At 60.4% G+C, this 17,050-nt stretch carries 19 protein-coding genes; 10 read left to right on the top strand and 9 right to left on the bottom strand.

What is annotated here, in order from left to right:
- Positions 1 to 63: 63 nt before the first annotated feature.
- A complete protein-coding gene (gene glpX, locus ACJ8HB_RS21855) occupies positions 64 to 1,074 on the top strand; it encodes a class II fructose-bisphosphatase (RefSeq protein WP_047570046.1) in 1,011 nt (336 codons plus the stop codon).
- Between the two features lie 192 nt (positions 1,075 to 1,266).
- Here glpX and emrD read toward each other — a convergent pair whose 3' ends face one another.
- Positions 1,267 to 2,451 (bottom strand): multidrug efflux MFS transporter EmrD, encoded by a 1,185-nt coding sequence (emrD, locus tag ACJ8HB_RS21850; protein ID WP_033649888.1) that lies wholly within the window; start codon positions 2,449 to 2,451, stop codon positions 1,267 to 1,269.
- Between the two features lie 297 nt (positions 2,452 to 2,748).
- Here emrD and ACJ8HB_RS21845 point away from each other — a divergent pair, with 297 nt between their 5' ends.
- The gene (locus tag ACJ8HB_RS21845; protein ID WP_039569507.1) at positions 2,749 to 3,360 is read left to right on the top strand and encodes a helix-turn-helix transcriptional regulator; all 612 of its coding nucleotides are present in this window, start codon (positions 2,749 to 2,751) and stop codon (positions 3,358 to 3,360) included.
- A 3-nt stretch (positions 3,361 to 3,363) separates the two neighbouring features.
- The gene (gene fpr, locus ACJ8HB_RS21840) at positions 3,364 to 4,110 is read left to right on the top strand and encodes a ferredoxin--NADP(+) reductase (RefSeq protein WP_033636442.1); all 747 of its coding nucleotides are present in this window, start codon (positions 3,364 to 3,366) and stop codon (positions 4,108 to 4,110) included.
- A gap of 11 nt (positions 4,111 to 4,121) precedes the next feature.
- On the opposite strand, the gene ACJ8HB_RS21835 is transcribed toward fpr, so the two are convergent.
- A complete protein-coding gene (locus ACJ8HB_RS21835; protein ID WP_033639143.1) occupies positions 4,122 to 4,541 on the bottom strand; it encodes a DUF805 domain-containing protein in 420 nt (139 codons plus the stop codon).
- Between the two features lie 199 nt (positions 4,542 to 4,740).
- Between ACJ8HB_RS21835 and ACJ8HB_RS21830 the strand changes: the two genes are divergently transcribed.
- Complete coding sequence (locus tag ACJ8HB_RS21830) at positions 4,741 to 5,325, top strand: DUF1454 family protein (protein WP_047570043.1); 585 nt, start codon at positions 4,741 to 4,743, stop codon at positions 5,323 to 5,325.
- Between the two features lie 127 nt (positions 5,326 to 5,452).
- A complete protein-coding gene (gene tpiA / locus ACJ8HB_RS21825; protein WP_004931113.1) occupies positions 5,453 to 6,220 on the top strand; it encodes a triose-phosphate isomerase in 768 nt (255 codons plus the stop codon).
- Between the two features lie 65 nt (positions 6,221 to 6,285).
- Here tpiA and ACJ8HB_RS21820 read toward each other — a convergent pair whose 3' ends face one another.
- The 4 genes from ACJ8HB_RS21820 to cpxP all read right to left on the bottom strand — a co-directional run bounded on the left by ACJ8HB_RS21820 (position 6,286) and on the right by cpxP (position 10,170).
- Positions 6,286 to 7,275: a sulfate ABC transporter substrate-binding protein gene (locus ACJ8HB_RS21820; protein ID WP_033636447.1), complete on the bottom strand. Its 990-nt coding sequence runs from the start codon at positions 7,273 to 7,275 to the stop codon at positions 6,286 to 6,288.
- A 186-nt stretch (positions 7,276 to 7,461) separates the two neighbouring features.
- A complete protein-coding gene (gene pfkA / locus ACJ8HB_RS21815) occupies positions 7,462 to 8,424 on the bottom strand; it encodes a 6-phosphofructokinase (RefSeq protein ID WP_004931116.1) in 963 nt (320 codons plus the stop codon).
- 231 nt (positions 8,425 to 8,655) lie between these two features.
- Positions 8,656 to 9,558 carry a CDF family cation-efflux transporter FieF gene (gene fieF, locus ACJ8HB_RS21810; RefSeq protein ID WP_060452106.1) on the bottom strand — a complete coding sequence of 301 codons (903 nt, stop codon included), beginning with the start codon at positions 9,556 to 9,558 and terminating at the stop codon, positions 8,656 to 8,658.
- A 132-nt stretch (positions 9,559 to 9,690) separates the two neighbouring features.
- Positions 9,691 to 10,170: a cell-envelope stress modulator CpxP gene (cpxP, locus tag ACJ8HB_RS21805; protein WP_004931122.1), complete on the bottom strand. Its 480-nt coding sequence runs from the start codon at positions 10,168 to 10,170 to the stop codon at positions 9,691 to 9,693.
- 148 nt (positions 10,171 to 10,318) lie between these two features.
- On the opposite strand from cpxP, the gene cpxR reads away from it, so the two are divergent.
- The 5 genes from cpxR (at position 10,319) to ACJ8HB_RS21780 (ending at position 14,526) form a co-directional block, all read left to right on the top strand.
- Positions 10,319 to 11,017 (top strand): envelope stress response regulator transcription factor CpxR, encoded by a 699-nt coding sequence (gene cpxR / locus ACJ8HB_RS21800; protein ID WP_094860179.1) that lies wholly within the window; start codon positions 10,319 to 10,321, stop codon positions 11,015 to 11,017.
- Positions 11,014 to 12,408, top strand: coding sequence for an envelope stress sensor histidine kinase CpxA (gene cpxA, locus ACJ8HB_RS21795; protein WP_033636450.1), 1,395 nt, complete (start codon positions 11,014 to 11,016; stop codon positions 12,406 to 12,408). The genes cpxR and cpxA overlap by 4 nt, the downstream gene beginning before the upstream one ends.
- Before the next feature lie 43 nt (positions 12,409 to 12,451).
- Positions 12,452 to 12,925 carry a tRNA (uridine(34)/cytosine(34)/5-carboxymethylaminomethyluridine(34)-2'-O)-methyltransferase TrmL gene (trmL, locus tag ACJ8HB_RS21790; protein ID WP_033636451.1) on the top strand — a complete coding sequence of 158 codons (474 nt, stop codon included), beginning with the start codon at positions 12,452 to 12,454 and terminating at the stop codon, positions 12,923 to 12,925.
- A 51-nt stretch (positions 12,926 to 12,976) separates the two neighbouring features.
- Positions 12,977 to 13,750, top strand: coding sequence for a CHAD domain-containing protein (locus ACJ8HB_RS21785; RefSeq protein WP_060423736.1), 774 nt, complete (start codon positions 12,977 to 12,979; stop codon positions 13,748 to 13,750).
- Positions 13,751 to 13,854: 104 nt separating this feature from the next.
- Positions 13,855 to 14,526 carry a DUF3313 domain-containing protein gene (locus ACJ8HB_RS21780; protein ID WP_039569514.1) on the top strand — a complete coding sequence of 224 codons (672 nt, stop codon included), beginning with the start codon at positions 13,855 to 13,857 and terminating at the stop codon, positions 14,524 to 14,526.
- 61 nt (positions 14,527 to 14,587) lie between these two features.
- Here the strand turns inward: ACJ8HB_RS21780 and cysE are convergent, their stop codons facing one another.
- The 3 genes from cysE to secB form a co-directional block, all read right to left on the bottom strand.
- Positions 14,588 to 15,409 carry a serine O-acetyltransferase gene (gene cysE / locus ACJ8HB_RS21775; RefSeq protein ID WP_004931135.1) on the bottom strand — a complete coding sequence of 274 codons (822 nt, stop codon included), beginning with the start codon at positions 15,407 to 15,409 and terminating at the stop codon, positions 14,588 to 14,590.
- A gap of 103 nt (positions 15,410 to 15,512) precedes the next feature.
- The gene (gpsA, locus tag ACJ8HB_RS21770; RefSeq protein WP_033636456.1) at positions 15,513 to 16,532 is read right to left on the bottom strand and encodes an NAD(P)H-dependent glycerol-3-phosphate dehydrogenase; all 1,020 of its coding nucleotides are present in this window, start codon (positions 16,530 to 16,532) and stop codon (positions 15,513 to 15,515) included.
- Positions 16,532 to 17,002, bottom strand: a complete 471-nt coding sequence (gene secB / locus ACJ8HB_RS21765; protein WP_004931139.1) for a protein-export chaperone SecB — start codon at positions 17,000 to 17,002, stop codon at positions 16,532 to 16,534. The genes gpsA and secB overlap by 1 nt, the downstream gene beginning before the upstream one ends.
- Between the last annotated feature and the right edge of the window lie 48 nt (positions 17,003 to 17,050).

Raw genomic sequence — 17,050 nt, 5'->3', positions numbered from 1 at the left:
CCGCCGCCGCGCTGTGATAGACTTTGCCGATATTTTCTTCCCTTTCTCACAGACAGGTTTGCCATGAAACGTGAATTAGCCATCGAATTTTCCCGCGTTACCGAAGCCGCCGCGCTGGCGGGCTACAAATGGCTGGGACGCGGCAACAAGAACGCCGCCGACGGCGCGGCGGTCCACGCCATGCGCATCATGCTTAACAACGTGGATATCGATGGGCGCATCGTGATCGGCGAAGGCGAGATCGACGAAGCGCCGATGCTGTATATAGGCGAACAGGTCGGCACCGGCCAGGGCGACGCGGTCGACATCGCGGTCGATCCGATCGAAGGCACCCGCATGACCGCCATGGGCCAGTCCAATGCGCTGGCGGTATTGGCGGTGGGCGATCGCGGCACCTTCCTGCACGCGCCGGACATGTACATGGAGAAGCTGGTGGTCGGCCCGGCGGCGCGCGGCGCCATCGATCTCAACCTGCCGCTGGCGGAGAATCTGCAGAACGTCGCCGCCCGGCTGGGCAAACCGCTGTCGCAGCTGACGGTGATCGTTTTGGCCAAACCGCGCCACGACGGCGTCATCGCGCAGATGCAGCAGCTCGGCGTGCGGGTGTTCGCCATTCCTGACGGCGACGTGGCGGCCTCCATTCTCACCTGCATGCCGGAAAGCGAGGTCGATGTGATGTATGGCATCGGCGGCGCGCCGGAAGGAGTGATCTCAGCCGCGGTGATCCGCGCGCTGGACGGCGACATGCAGGCGCGTTTGCTGCCGCGCCATGAGGTGAAAGGCGACAGCGCCGAGAACCGCCGCATCGGCGAACAGGAGCTGGCGCGCTGCCGGGAGATGGGTATCGAAGCCGGTCAGGCGCTGCGTCTGGATCAGATGGCGCACAACGACAACGTGATCTTCTCCGCCACCGGCATCACCAAGGGCGATCTGCTGGAGGGCATCAGCCGCCAGGGCAATATGGCCACGACCGAAACGTTGCTGATCCGCGGCAAGTCGCGCACCATCCGCCGCATCCGTTCAACCCACTATCTGGATCGTAAGGACCCGGCGCTGCACGAGTTTTTGCTGTAACGAAACAGGGCGCCGAATGGCGCCCTGATGATTGATGACAAACCTCATGACCTTGCCGGGTTGGCAGAGAGCAACGAATAGAAAACCAGGAAAATCAATTTATTGATTTTCGGCTGATAACCACAAAGGGGGAAAAATCACGCTTTTTCCCCCTTTGTCAACTGCATGAGGGCACCGAATGGCGCCCTGTCGTTATGCGGTATGCCCCTGATGTTGCATCCGGTTGGACAGCGGCCACCAGCACAGCAGGATCAACAGCGCCATCGCGAACATCAGCAATCCGAGGCTGAACTGCCCGGTTTGCGGCAGCATGGCGGAAAGCCAGGTCGCAAGCCCCGATCCCATATTCTGCATGCCGCCTACCAATGCGCCCGCCGCGCCGGCCAGGTAAGGGAACGGCTCCATCGCCCCGGTGGTCGCCAGCGGGAACAGCATGCCGGCGCCGAAGAAGAACAGTGCGGCCGGCACGATCAGCGTCCAGATGTTCATCACGCCGAACCAGCCCGGGATCCACATCATCGCCCCCGCCAACAGGCAGCTAATCACCGAATGCCACATCAGCGTGTGGAAGGTCTTGCCGTCGCGCCCGGCGTACCAGGCACCGAAAAACGCCGCCGGGATCGGCAGAATGAACAGGATGCTGACGGTCAGACCGCTCAGCCCCAACACGCCGCCCATCAACACGCCGCAGCTGGCCTCGAATACCGCAATGCCCGCCAGCGCGCCGATCAGCATCACCAGATAGCAGCTGAAGGTGCTGTCAGCCAGCAGCTGGCGGAAACTGGCCAGCATGCGGCGTTTTTCCGTTTGCACCGGGCGGGTTTCCGGCAACCAGCGGAACATGGCGAAAGCGACGCAGGCGCACAGCGCCAGCAGGAAGGCGTAGCTGGCACGCCAGCCGAACACCATCGCCAATGCGCCGCCGATCACCGGCGCCAGCAGCGGGCTGACCAAAATCCCCATATTCAGCAGGCTGTTGGCATAGCGCAGCGCGGTGCCGGCATACAGATCGCGCGGCATGGTGCGCGCCATCACGCCCGCCACGCCGGTGCCCATGCCCTGAATCGCGCTGGCGGCGACCAGCATCGTCAGGTTAGTGGACAGCAGCGCGCCCAGCGCGCCGATCAGGAAGATCATCATGCCGGTCAGGATCACCGGACGACGCCCGATACGATCCGATATCGGCCCGTAAATCAGCTGGGAGAAACCGTAGGTCAGCAGATACGCCGCCATCACCCGTTGCACGGCGCCGGTGCGAACCGACAGATCGTGGGCGATATCAGCAATAACGGGAACATAAATGGTTTGCGCCATCTGGCCGACGGCGACCAACAGGATAAGCATCACCAGCAGGTGAAAATTCTCTAGTTTTCTCATTATCTTCGTTAACGTTTCAACTCGTCACAGCGTCCCGGAATGGCCGTTGCAGCAGCCAGAACGGCGAGCAGCCCTCTATGGCGGCATAAACTAATCAAATCTGATTTTTTTAGCGAGTTTCAGGCAGATATTGATCCAGGTCACACTGGCAGCAAACCCGACCAGGCTCGTAAATTAAACTGTACGTCTAACGCTTTGGAGTTAAAAACAGCGCCCTTGCAGTAGCCGCGCTTTAGCATTTAATCGATAATCCTTTTCATCAACTTGAAATAAAATAACACCATAGGGATTTGGTTCATGAAAACACCTGAGCTGATTTTATTGCAGTTAAAGGCTCTCGGCCCGCACTCGGCCAAAATGCTGGCGGAGCGTCTGGACATCACGCCGATGGGCATCCGACAACATCTGCAATCCCTGGAAAAACGTGAGTTGGTTTGTTACGAAGAAGCGCGCAGCAAGGTCGGCCGCCCGACGCGCTACTGGTCGCTGACCGAGCGAGGGCATGCCTTTACGGCCGCCGACCAGGAGCGGTTGCGGGCATCCGCGCTGCAGCTGTTTGGCGGCGCCGGGGTGGAACCGTTGCTCAGCGCGCGCGAAGAGCAGCTTTATCTGCGTTATGCCGAAGAGCTGTCCGCCGAGCGTAGCCACCATGATCGGTTAGCCCGACTGGTGCGCCTGCGGCAACATGACGGTTACATGGCTGAATTGCTCGACCACCCGCACGGCGCGCTGCTGGTGGAAAACCACTGCCCGATCGGCGTGGCCGGCTCCAGCTGCAGTAGCCTGTGCAATTCCGAGCTGCAGCTGTTTCACCGCCTGTTCGGCAACGACTACCGGGTAGAGCGCACCGCGCACGCCATTTCCGGCTCACGACATTGTGCTTATTTGATTCGACCACGGGAGCTTTAGAGTATGGCTGAATGGGTAAACGGCAAGGTTACGCAGGTAAAACAATGGACCGACGGGCTGTTCAGCCTGGTGGTCAATGCCCCTATCGATCCTTTCACCGCCGGGCAATTCGCCAAGCTGGCGCTGGAGATCGACGGCGAACGGGTGCAGCGCGCCTACTCCTACGTCAATGCCCCCGACGACGCCAATCTGGAGTTCTATCTGGTCACCGTGCCGGAAGGCAAACTGAGCCCGCGCCTCAATCAACTGCAGCCGGGCTCGGACGTGATGGTAACCAAAGAAGCCGCCGGCTTCTTCGTGCTGGACGAGGTGCCCGACTGCGACACGCTGTGGATGCTGGCGACCGGCACCGCCATCGGCCCCTATTTATCGATTCTGCAGCAGGGCATCGGGCTGGAGCGCTTCAACAACCTGGTGCTGGTGCACGCCGCGCGCTTTGCGCGTGACCTGAGCTACCTGCCGCTGATGCAGCAACTGCAGCAGCGCTACAACGGCAAGCTGCGCATCCAGACCGTCGTCAGCCGCGAAGAGGCGCCCGGTTCATTGACCGGCCGCGTACCGGCGCTGATCGAGGACGGCCGGTTGGAAGCGGCGATCGGCTTGACCATCGACGCCGAAACCAGCCACGTGATGCTGTGCGGCAACCCACAAATGGTGCGGGACACCCAGCAAACGCTGAAAGACCACCGCCAAATGCGCAAGCACCTGCGCCGCAAGCCGGGCCACATCACCAGCGAACACTACTGGTAACCCGAAGGGGATCAGCGGAACTTCACCGGTTCGGCTTCCGGGCCGAACCGGTTATCCCCCGGCGTGCCGACGAAGGCCCCCAGATCGATCATCATCATCACGATAATCAGCGTCGGAATGAAACGCCCGACGCCCCATTGCCAGATCGGCGCCAGCATCTGCCAGTTCCCCGCCGCCAGCATCCACGCCAGGATCAGCAGCAGCGCCCACCAGCCGGCCTTGTTGCGATCGTGCAGGCGCTTGACCAGCACCGCCGCCGTCGGCCACAGCAACGCCACGATAAAGAAGGCGATGGATTGGATGGCGATCAGCTGATAATTGGCCAGCGTAAACGCCGCCGCCATCAGCGCCAACCACAGCCCCATCCAAATCCAGAAGTCGCGCCGCCCGATGCGGCCCTTAAAAGAAAAACACCACTGTTGTAACGTCATCGATTCCTGCGCTCTAAGCCTGCCCATATTCTGCGCCGCAGTGTAACATAGGCGCTGCCGGGCCGAGTTTTCCGCCTTGCATAACGCGGTGCGCCGCACAGCTTTCTCGTCAGCGAACCGATAATGGCGTGGGATCTTTGACAAGCCCCGCGGGTTATCGCTTTAATCGGAGCCATCTTTGTCCTTGATGCCATACGCCATGCTGAGAAAAACCCTCGTCATCGCCTGCCTGCTGCAGGCGGCCGCCAGCGCCTGGGCCGATCCGCCGCCCACCGAAGCGACGCCCGCCGCACCTTACCTGCTGGCCGGGGCGCCGACGTTCGATCTGACGGTGGTCAAATTCCGCGAAAAATACAATCGCGACAACCCGAAGCTGCCGATTGGCGAATTCCGCGCCATTCCCGCCGCCGAAGACGATTCGCCGCTGCTGACGCGCGCCGCCAGCAAACTCAACGAAAACCTGTACGCCTCCACCGCGCTGGAGAAAGGCACCGGTAAAATCAAAACATTGCAGATCACTCACCTGCCGCTGCAGCAGGCCAATGAAGAAAAAGCCGCGCGCGCCATCGCCATCAGCTACATGGCGGCGCTGATGCGCCAGTTCGAACCGGCGTTGACGGTGGAACAGAGCCAGAACAAGGTGAACAACCTGCTGGAAAAAGGCAAAGGATCGCGCTTTTACCAACAGCAGGTCGGCGCCATTCGCTATGTCGTTTCGGACAACGGCGATAAAGGTGTAACCTTCGCGGTTGAACCGATTAAGCTGGCGCTTTCCGAGCCGTAACGGCGCGGCATTTAATGACGAAAAGCAAAGCCTTCGCGCTTAATGATCTCTATACTGTTGGGCAGGTAAACTGCCGGTCCGGCAGTTGTCATTTCGACTCTCGCGTTCCCTAGTTGGAGGAAAAAACATGCGTCATCCATTAGTTATGGGTAACTGGAAGCTTAACGGCAGCACCCACATGGTCAACGAACTGATCGCCGGCCTGCGCAATGAGCTGAGCAGCGTTGACGGCTGTGGCGTCGCCATCGCCCCGCCGGTGATGTATCTGGATCAGGCCAAGCACGCGCTGGCCGGCAGCCGCATCGCGCTGGGCGCGCAGAACGTGGACGTTAACCTGTCCGGCGCCTTCACCGGTGAAGTTTCCGCCAACATGCTGAAAGACGTCGGTGCCCAGTACATCATCATCGGCCACTCCGAGCGCCGCACCTACCACAAAGAAAGCGACGAAGTCATCGCCGAGAAATTCGCCGTGCTGAAAGAAGCCGGCCTGATCCCGGTGCTGTGCATCGGTGAAACCGAAGCGGAAAACGCCGCGGGCAAAACCGAAGAAGTGTGCGCGCGCCAGATCGACGCCGTGCTGAAAACGCTGGGCGCACCGGCGATGAAAGGCACCGTGATCGCCTATGAGCCGGTCTGGGCCATCGGCACCGGCAAATCCGCTACCCCTGCGCAGGCGCAGGCCGTGCACAAATTTATCCGTGACCACATCGCCAAGCACGATGCCGCAGTTGCCGCTGAAATCATCATCCAGTACGGCGGTTCGGTGAACGACAAGAACGCCGCAGAGCTGTTCTCTCAGCCGGACATCGACGGCGCGCTGGTTGGCGGCGCCTCGCTGAAAGCCGACGCTTTCGCCGTGATCGTCAAAGCCGCTGCCGCAGCGAAAAAAGCCTGATTCCCTTAGGCCTGCCATAAAAAAACCCCGGCAAGCCGGGGTTTTTTATTGCCGCTCAACCGGCATCAGCGTTTGCTTATCTCGTCGAACACGCCGCCGGTGGCGAAGTGCACCTTCTGCGCTTCGGTCCAGCCGCCGAAGGTGTCATCCACGGTGAACAGCTTCAGCTGCGGGAACTGCCCGGCAAACTTGGCCGCCACCGCCGCATCGCGCGGACGGTAATAGTGTTGCGCCGCGATGGTCTGCCCTTCCGGCGAATACAGATACTTCAGGTAGGCGGTCGCCACGTCGCGGGTACCGCGTTTATCGACCACCTTATCCACCACCGACACCGTCGGTTCGGCCAGGATCGATTCGCTCGGCGTAATAATCTCGAACTTGTCTTTGCCGAGCTCTTTCTCCGCCAGCAGCGCTTCGTTTTCCCAGGCGATCAGCACATCGCCGATGCCGCGCTCAACGAAGGTGTTGGTCGCGCCGCGCGCGCCGGAATCCAGCACTTCGACGTTCTTGTACAGGTTTTTGACGAAGTCCTGCGCCTTGGCCTTATCGTTGTTGTTGTGGTGCAACGCGTAACCCCAGGCGGCCAGGTAGTTCCAGCGGGCGCCGCCGGAGGTTTTCGGGTTCGGGGTGATCACCGACACGCCCGGCTTGATCAAATCGGGCCAGTCGTGAATTTGTTTCGGGTTGCCTTTGCGCACCAGGAAGACGATGGTCGAGGTGTAAGGCGCCGAGTTGTCCGGCAGGCGCTTGATCCAGTCTTTCTCGATGCGCCCGCGTTCGGCGATGGCGTCGACGTCATAGGCCAACGCCAGCGTCACCACGTCGGCCTCGATGCCGTTGATCACCGAGGTCGCCTGCTTGCCGGATCCGCCATGCGACTGGCGTACCGTCACCTTGTCGCCGGTTTCCGCCTGATAGTGCTTGCTGAATGCCGTGTTGTAAGCCTGATAGAACTCACGCGTCGGATCGTATGACACGTTCAGCAACTGAATATCCTTCGCCATGGCACCGGACGCCAACAGCACCAATGTCAGACCTACACCCCATTTACGCATCGACAGGCTCTCCCAGAAAATTAAGCGCAACCTCAATCGGTTGGTTTAGCATCAGAGCCTGCCAGAAACTTTCCCGGCAATTAAAGAATAAAAAATTTTGGGATAGATGATTACGGAATATATCGCCGGCGGGCATCAAAAAGCCCCCGCAAGCGGAGGCTCTTTTGTCGTGCGGTGAGCGGCGTATCAGTACAGTTTTTTCGCCGTTTCCAGCCAGTCGCCCTTGAACGGACGCTTCATGTTTTCGATCGCGTCGATGATGTCGTGGTGCACCATTTTTTCGTTCTGGATACCGACGCAGCGGCCGCCGTAGCCCTGCAGCAGCAGCTCGATGGCGTAGGCGCCCATGCGCGAGGCCAGGATGCGGTCGTAGGCAACCGGTGAACCGCCGCGTTGAATGTGGCCCAGCACGGTGGCGCGGGTTTCACGCTTGGTTTCCTGCTCGATGTGGCGCGCCAGCTCATCGATGTCGCAGATGTGCTCGGTGATCGCCACGATGGCGTGTTTCTTACCCTTGGCGATACCGGCCTTGATTTCGCACACCAGGTCTTCGCGGTTGAATTCGATTTCAGGCAGCACGATGAATTCGCAACCGCCGGCAATCGCCGCCGCCAGCGTCAGATCGCCGCAGTAACGGCCCATCACTTCCACGATGGAGATACGCTGGTGCGAAGAGGAGGTATCGCGCAGGCGGTCAATCGCTTCCACCACGGTTTCCAGCGCGGTGAAGTAACCGATGGTGTAGTCGGTGCCGGCAACGTCGTTATCGATGGTGCCCGGCAGACCGATGCACGGGAAGCCTTCTTCCGTCAGGCGTTTGGCGCCCATGTAGGAACCGTCGCCGCCGATCACCACCAGCGCGTCGATGCCGCGATTCTTCAGGTTTTCAATCGCCTTGGCGCGCACGTTTTCATCCCTGAACTCCGGGAAGCGGGCAGAGCCGAGGAAGGTGCCGCCGCGGTTGATCATGTCGGACACGCTATAGCGGTCCAGCTGCTCCATGCGATCTTCGTACAAGCCAAGGTAGCCATCGTAAATACCAAAAACTTCCAGACCTTCTGAAAGCGCAGAACGCACAACGCCGCGGATTGCAGCGTTCATACCCGGCGAATCACCGCCGCTCGTCAGTACACCGATTTTCTTGATCATGACTACCTCTGAACTGTGTAGATGCAATTTCTTAAGAATTCTGTCTCCGCCGATCGTCTTGAAACCTCTCCGGCTGCAGAAAACCAGCTTTACGGCTTATTGCTGGATATTATATCAAAAACACCCAGCTGAATTGATTCAAGTCACGCAATATAACGGTAAAAATACCGCATGGCACGCTGAGCTAACTCAGATATTCATGATAATACTTCGATCTGTGCCTCTATCTGATTATAGCTCCCAATGTCCCTGCCTACCCGGCGGCACCACGGAGCACGGATCCAGGTGAATGATGACGTCCGCCCCCGCAAAACGGTGCCGCAGCGCCTGTTCCACCTGATCGGCCAACCGGTGCGCCTCGCGCAGCGGCAGCGCGTCTTCCATCTCCAGATGCAGTTGGATGAAACGCGTCGGCCCCGACTGCCGCGTGCGCAGATCGTGCGCGCCTTTCACCCCGGGCCAGGAGGAAACCACCTCGATAATCGCCTGGCGTTCGTCATCCGGCAACGCCCGATCCAGCAGCGACTGCACCGCTTCGTAGCCCATGCGCAGCGCGCTATACAGGATGTAAACGCCGATGCCCAGCGCGAACAGCGCGTCTGCCCGCCGGAAGCCATACCAGCTTAGCCCAAGAGCGATAAGAATAGCACCATTCATCATGACATCTGACTGATAATGCAGCATATCTGCGCGCACCGCCTGGCTGAGCGTTTTTCTGACCACCCAACGTTGATAGGTGACCAGAATCAGAGTGCTGATCAACGCGATCACCGTCACGACCACCCCAACGCCGGGATCGCGCAGCGTTTGCGGCGCATACAGATGCTGGAAGCCGGTGAGAAACAAAAACAGGGCGGAACCGGAAATAAACATGCTTTGCGCCAGCGCCGCCAGCGACTCCGCTTTGCCGTGGCCAAAGGTATGCTCGGCATCGGCCGGCTGCAGCGAATAACGCACCACCAGAAGGTTGGTCAGCGAGGCGGCGATATCGACCAGCGAATCAACCAGTGCCGCCAGCAGGCTGACCGAACCGGTGTGGTACCAGGCGACGATTTTGATCAACAGCAGTGACGACGCCAGCGCGGTAGCGGCCAACGCAGCGGACTTTACCAGGCGTGCATAGCGCTGTTCCATCAAGGGATCCCGGTCAAAAGGTGTGGCGCTCAATATAGCGAAATGTCGGATAAAAAAAACCCCGCCATCATGGCGGGGAAGACAGGGATGGTGTCTATGGCAAGGAAAAACAGGGGACTACTCAGTCGTACTTCACTTCTGGGCAGAAGCTTGCTGCAAACCAGAAATTTGTTGCTCCATCTGCTGCATACGCTGCTGATGTTTCTGGTCTAAAACACTTTTTTGCTCTGGCGTCAGCAGGTTATACATTTGGTTGCGCACCCGGGCCATTTCGACCTGGCGCTTGACCTGCTGTTGGGCCATCTTTTCCGCCTGGGCATACACGGCGGCTTCGTCAAATTTCTCTGCGGTCACCAGTTTATGCATGGCTTCCATTTCAGCTACATTGACACCAGGCAGATCGTGCCGGGCCTGGCGCATCAAATCGCGCATTTGCTGGCGCTGCTGTTCGCTGAGGCTGACACCGTCGAACATATGGTGTTGGCCGGGTATTCGGGTCATCGCGTCGTTGCCGGGAGGTTGGGCTGTGTCCGGTATAGTGTCGGCAGCGAAGGCAGCGGTCGAACCAATTGCCAGCAGTGATGCCATAACTAATGCGGTCACCTTACGCATTTCAACTCCTCAAGCTTTCTCACTTTGCGAATCAACGAGGAGCAGTGTACCGCTACACCTGAAAACCTGCGTCAGTGCATGTAAAACTACGTAAAGTCATGGAATGGCAACAGTTGATGACGTATTTTGCGTCTGGAGGTAAATCATAATGAACAAGATTCTGTTAGTTGACGACGACCGCGAGTTGACCTCGCTGTTAAAAGAACTGCTTGAAATGGAAGGTTTTAATATCGTCGTCGCGCACGATGGCGAGCAGGCGTTGTCGCTGCTGGACAGCTCCGTCGATCTGTTGCTGCTCGACATCATGATGCCGAAGAAAAACGGCATCGATACGCTGAAAGAACTGCGCCAACATCACCAGACGCCGGTCATCATGCTGACCGCGCGCGGCAGCGAACTGGACCGCGTGCTGGGCCTGGAGCTGGGTGCCGATGATTACCTGCCGAAACCCTTTAACGATCGCGAACTGGTCGCGCGCATTCGCGCCATTCTGCGCCGTTCCAGCTGGAGCGAACAGCAGCAGCAGGTCGACAGCGGCGCCCCGACGCTGGATGTCGATGGCCTGCAGCTGAACCCCGGTCGCCAGGAGGCCAGCTTCGACGGCCAGGTGCTGGATCTGACCGGCACCGAATTCACCCTGCTTTACCTGCTGGCGCAGCATCTCGGCCAGGTGGTGTCGCGCGAACTGCTGAGCCAGGAAGTGCTGGGCAAACGCCTGACCCCGTTCGATCGCGCCATCGACATGCACATCTCCAACCTGCGGCGTAAGCTGCCGGATCGCAAAGACGGGCATCCGTGGTTCAAAACCCTGCGCGGGCGTGGTTATTTGATGGTATCTGCAACATGATCAACAGTTTGACGGCACGCATCTTCGCCATTTTCTGGTTCACGTTAGCCCTGGTGCTAATGTTGGTGCTGATGGTGCCCAAGCTCGACTCCCGCCAAATGACCTCGCTGCTCGACAGTGAACAACGGCAGGGATTGATGCTGGAACAGCACGTCGAGGCCGAGTTGCAAAACGATCCGGCCAACGATTTGATGTGGTGGCGCCGCCTGTTCCGCGCCATCGACAAATGGGCGCCGCCGGGCCAACGCCTGCTGCTGGTCACCAGCGAAGGCCGGGTGATCGGCGCGCAGCGCAATGAAATGCAGATCGTCCGCAACTTCATCGGCCAATCCGACAACTCGGATCATCCGAAGAAGAAAAAGTACGGCCGCGTCGAGCTGGTAGGGCCGTTCGCGGTGCGCGACGGCGAAGACAACTACCAGCTGTACCTGATCCGTCCCGCCAACAGCCCGCAATCCGATTTCATCAACCTGATGTTCGACCGGCCGCTGCTGCTGCTGATCGTCACCATGCTGATCAGCGCCCCGCTGCTGCTGTGGCTGGCCTGGAGCCTGGCGAAACCGGCGCGCAAACTGAAAAACGCCGCCGATGAAGTAGCGCGCGGCAACCTGAAGCAGCATCCGGAACTGGAGGCCGGCCCGCAGGAATTCCTGGCCACCGGCGCCAGTTTCAACCAGATGGTCAGCGCGCTGGAACGCATGATGAATGCTCAGCAACGCCTGATATCGGACATCTCGCACGAGCTGCGCACGCCGCTGACGCGCCTGCAGTTGGCCACCGCGCTGATGCGCCGCCGCCACGGCGAAGGCCACGAACTGGCGCGCATCGAAACCGAAGCGCAGCGGCTGGATTCGATGATCAACGATCTGCTGGCGCTGTCGCGCGGTCAGCAGAAGAGCGAGCTGGCGCGCGAGCAGCTGAAGGCCAACGAACTGTGGGCCGACGTGCTGGACAACGCCCGTTTCGAAGCGGAACAGATGGGCAAGCAGTTGGAGATCACCGCGCCGCCCGGCCCATGGACGCTGTTCGGCAACGCGAGCGCGCTGGACAGCGCGTTGGAAAACATCGTGCGCAACGCCCTGCGTTATTCGCACACCCGCATCGCCGTGGCGTTCAGCGCCGACAATCAGGGCGTGACCATCCAGGTTGACGACGACGGCCCCGGCGTCAGCGCCGAAGACCGCGAGCAGATCTTCCGTCCGTTCTATCGCACCGACGAGGCGCGCGACCGCGAATCCGGCGGCACCGGCCTCGGCCTGGCAATAGTCGAGGCGGCTATCAACCAGCATCGCGGCTGGGTGAAGGCCGAAGACAGTCCGCTTGGCGGCCTGCGGTTGGTGCTGTGGCTGCCTCTGCATCATCAACGTCTGTCGACTAAGACAGAACAGTAAGAGTTTGCTATCCTGCGCCCCTCGTTCACGAGGGGCCTGCAACATGCTGAACATCGTTTTATTTGAACCCGAAATTCCACCCAACACCGGCAATATCATCCGCCTGTGCGCCAATACCGGCTTTAACCTGCACCTGATCGAACCGCTGGGTTTCCCGTGGGACGACAAGCGCCTGCGCCGCGCCGGGCTGGACTACCATGAGTTCACCCGCGTCAGCCGTCATGCCGATTACGCCGCCTTTCTCGCCGCCGAAAAGCCGCAACGGCTGTTTGCCCTCACCACCAAAGGCACGCCGGCGCACAGCGCCGTCAGCTATCAGGCCGGCGACTACCTGCTGTTCGGCCCGGAAACGCGCGGGTTACCCGCCGATATCCTCGATGCGCTGCCTGCGCAGCAAAAAATCCGCATCCCGATGCAGGCGCAAAGCCGCAGCATGAACCTGTCGAATGCCGTCTCGGTGGTCGTGTATGAGGCCTGGCGGCAGCTGGACTATGCCGGCGCGCTGATCAAGGCGTAATCCGCGACGACGCGCCATACTGAAAGGGTCATCCTCTCCAGAGCACGGCACATGGCTTTCGTCGCAGATATTGTCACCCAGCTTCGCCGGCTTGAGCCGGCGCTGAACGAGGCGCTGTTGCGGCTGCAACAGGCGCAAGACACCGAAGCGCTGCACGACTTGCGCGTCTGTCTGCGCCGCATTCGCAGCCTGCTGCGCCCGTTGCGCGGCTGCCCCGGCGCAACGCGGCTCGATCGGGCCGCCGCCGAGTTGGGCAGGCTCACGACGCCGCTGCGCGATCTCGAGGTGCTGATCGCCGAACTGGCGCGCCATCGCCTGGATTGGCAGGCCAACGTGCGCCAGAGCGATCTTCAGGCCCGCTACCGTCAACTGCTCGCCCATCCGCAGATCATCGACTTTCCCTCGCTGTTGCACGCCTGGCCGCGCCGCTTCCGCCGCACCGCGCGACGCACCGCCAAACACCGCCTGAACCGACGCCTGCAGCGCCAGCAACAGCAATTGCGCCGGGCATTGGCCGATACCGGCTACGATCGCCACCGCCTGCGGCTGCTGATAAAGCGCCTGCGCTACGCGGCCGAAGCCTATCCGCAACGCCTCCCCCTCTCTCCCGCCGCGATGGCGGGCCTCAAGGCGGCGCAAAGCGCCCTCGGCGACTGGCACGATCGTGAGGTCTGGTGCCTGCAGGCAGAACATCAGGCGGATCTCTGGCCCTTGTTGCCCCGGTGGCAAGCTGAGCAACGCCAGACGCTGGCCAAGGCGGACGACTTGCTCGCCGCCTTATCGTCGGCGCTGGCGGCGAAAACCGGCGGCGCATCACGATCCTGAAAAAAGGCCGCGGCAGGGCACGCCCGGCCCCGAAAATGCCCGATGAGGCGTAGATAATGCGCTATGTTTTGTAAGGGTAATCACCACTCATCATAGGAAACCATATGAAGAAACAACGCTTGAGCGTTGCCATGGCGGTTCTGGCAGCGGGCCTGTTGCTGGCGGGTTGTTCGTCCAAAGTCACCCAAACGTCGCAGTATTCGGGCTTCTTGTCCGATTACAGCAAACTGCAGGAAACCACCTCGCCAAGCGGCCATAAAACGCTGCGCTGGATAGATCCAAGCTACAAGGAATCCAACTATCGCGGCCTCTATTTCCAACCGGTGGTCTATTTCCCGGCGGAGAAACCCACGGCGCGCGTCAGCCAGGACACGCTGAACAAGATTAAGGCCTACGCGACCCAGCGGATCAAAACCGCGCTGCAGAACCGCTTCACCATTCTGCCAAGCCCGACGGGCTCGCGCGTGCTGGTGGCCAAGCTCGCCATCACCGCCGTTTCCGCCGAAAATGAAGACATGAAATTCTATGAGGTGGTGCCGGTCGCCGCGGTGGTCGCCAGCACCATGGCTGCTACCGGGCACCGGACGCAAAATACCGCGCTGTATATCGAAGGTGAGCTGATCGACCAGGATACCGGCAAAACGGTGATGGAAGTGGTACGCAAGGCCTACGGCAAAACCGTCAACAACGACAGCACGCCGGTCACGGCGGATGACGTCAAGGCGGCGATCGACGACATCGTCACCGATATCACCAACTTCCCGAAACAGGGCTGACCGCCGCCTGAAAAACACAGGGGGAGCCGAAGCTCCCCCTGAATGGCTGCACAGACGGCGCTCAAATGCCGTCGCCGTACTCGAAGCCGTGATTGGTGCCGTTAAAGTATTGGTCCATATCCATCGACGGCGTATCGCTCTCCGGCCGCCCGACGATGCGCGCCGGCACGCCGGCGGCGGTGGTGTGCGGCGGTATCGCCTGCAAGACCACCGAGCCCGCGCCGATCTTCGCGCCCTTGCCCACTTCGATATTGCCGAGAATTTTGGCGCCAGCGCCAATCATCACCCCTTCGCGGATTTTCGGGTGACGGTCGCCGCTGGTTTTACCGGTACCGCCCAGGGTGACCGACTGCAGGATAGAGACATTGTTCTCCACCACCGCCGTCTCACCGATCACGATGCCGGTGGCGTGGTCGAGCATGATGCCGCAGCCGATGGTCGCCGCCGGGTGGATGTCCACGCCGAAGGCGACGGAAATTTGATTTTGCAGGTAGATAGCCAGCGCTTGCCGCCCTTGCTGCCACAGCCAGTGACCGATGCGGTAAGCCTGCAGCGCATGGAACCCTTTCAGGTAAAGCAGCGGCGTGGAGTATTTATCGACCGCCGGGTCGCGCAGCCGTACCGCGAGGATATCGCGCGCCGCCGACACGATCATCTGGTTGTCGGACTTGTAGGCCTCTTCCACCACCTCGCGCACCGCGATGGCGGGCATGATCGGCGTCGCCAGCTTGTTGGCCAGCATATAGCTGAGCGCGCTGCCCAGGTTCTCGTGCTTGAGCAACGTCGCATGGAAAAAGCTGGCCAGCATCGGTTCACAATCAGCCAGTGCTCGCGCTTCTGATTTAATGCTGTTCCAGACCTGTTCCAACTCTTCTGACGACATCACATTCCCCTCTGCCTTGCCAAACGGGCCGCTTCACACGGTAGCGCGAAGCGGCCCATGTCATTAGCGGGGTCAGCATGCTGCCCCGACATATCGTTTTATGTCACGCGCTGGGTTTTTCGTCCTTTCGGGCTCGCCCCAGCAGGCTCAGCGCCGCTTCGCGGGCGTCTTTATGGCAGTAAAGCACCTGATAAATCTGTTCGGTGATCGGCATTTCCACACCGTGCCGCTGCGCCAGCGCCAACACCTCTTTGGTATTGCGATAGCCCTCGACCACCTGACCGATGCTGTCCTGCGCTTCCTGCACGCCTTTGCCCTGCCCCAGCATAATGCCGAAGCGGCGGTTGCGCGATTGGTTGTCCGTGCAGGTTAGCACCAGATCCCCCAGTCCCGCCATGCCCATGAACGTCGAAGGATCGGCGCCCAGCGCAGAACCCAGACGGCTCATTTCCGCCAGCCCGCGTGTAATCAACGCGGTGCGGGCGTTGGCGCCAAAACCGATGCCGTCGGACATGCCGGCGCCGATGGCGATCACGTTCTTCACCGCGCCGCCAAGCTGCACGCCGATGAAATCGGGATTGCTGTAGACGCGGAAGCTCTTGCCGCAGTGCAACAGCTGTTGCAGATCGTCGGCGAACTGCGCATCGGTCGCCGCCAGCGCGATCGCCGTCGGCAGGCCGGCGGCCAGCTCTTTGGCGAACGTCGGCCCGGAGAGCACCGCCAGCGGGATCGCCTCGCCCAACGCCTCACGCGCCACGTCCTGCAGCAACCGGCCGGTTTCCGCTTCCAGCCCCTTGGTAGCCCACACGATGCGGGCGTCCGGGCGCAGATGCGGCTTCAGCTGGCGCAGCACGTCGCCGAACACGTGGCTCGGCACCACCACCAGCACGTCGCGGCTGGCCGCCAGCGCCCGCGCCAAATCGGCTTCAAGCAGCAGGGTATCGGGGAAGGGAACGTCGGGCAGAAACGCCTGATTGCAGCGATCTTGCTGCAACGTTTGAACTTGCGCGGGGTTATGTCCCCACAGCACCACGGTGTGGCCGTTACGCGCCAGCGTAATGGCCAATGCGGTGCCGTACGAGCCGGCACCGATGACAGTCATTGAAGCATTGACGGTGTTCATCAGGCATCCTGATGTGGTGCGGCACCTTCGCCTTCCGCCTGCTGCTGCAGATAGTTCATGAACAGCGCGTCAAAGTTGACCGGTGCCAGGTTCAGCTGCGGGAACGTACCGCGGGAAACCAGGCTGGTGATGCACTCGCGCGCATACGGGAACAGGATGTTCGGGCAGTATGCGCCCAGGCAATGCGCCAGCTGCGTGCCTTCGATGCCTGCTACCGAGAAGATGCCCGCCTGTTGCACTTCGCACAGGAACGCGGTCTCTTCGCCCAGGGTCGCCGTCACGGTTACGCGCAGTACCACTTCATACACTTCGTCAGCCAGCTGGCTGGACGCGGTATCCAGATCAAGTTTAACTTCCGGCTGCCATTCCTGCTGGAAAACCTGCGGCGCATTCGGCGCTTCGAAAGAGATGTCCTTGGTATAAATACGTTGGATCTGGAAAGCCATTTCGGTGCTGTTTTGTTCTGACATGTGAGTAATACCCTTGGTTAAACGTCCTTATTGACACTCGGTGAACCG

The organism is Serratia sp. CY27727 (assembly GCF_052169275.1).
Lineage (GTDB): Bacteria > Pseudomonadota > Gammaproteobacteria > Enterobacterales > Enterobacteriaceae > Serratia > Serratia sarumanii.
The sequence above is the reverse complement of the archived record's forward strand: the minus strand, read 5'-3'. Positions and strand labels throughout refer to the sequence as shown.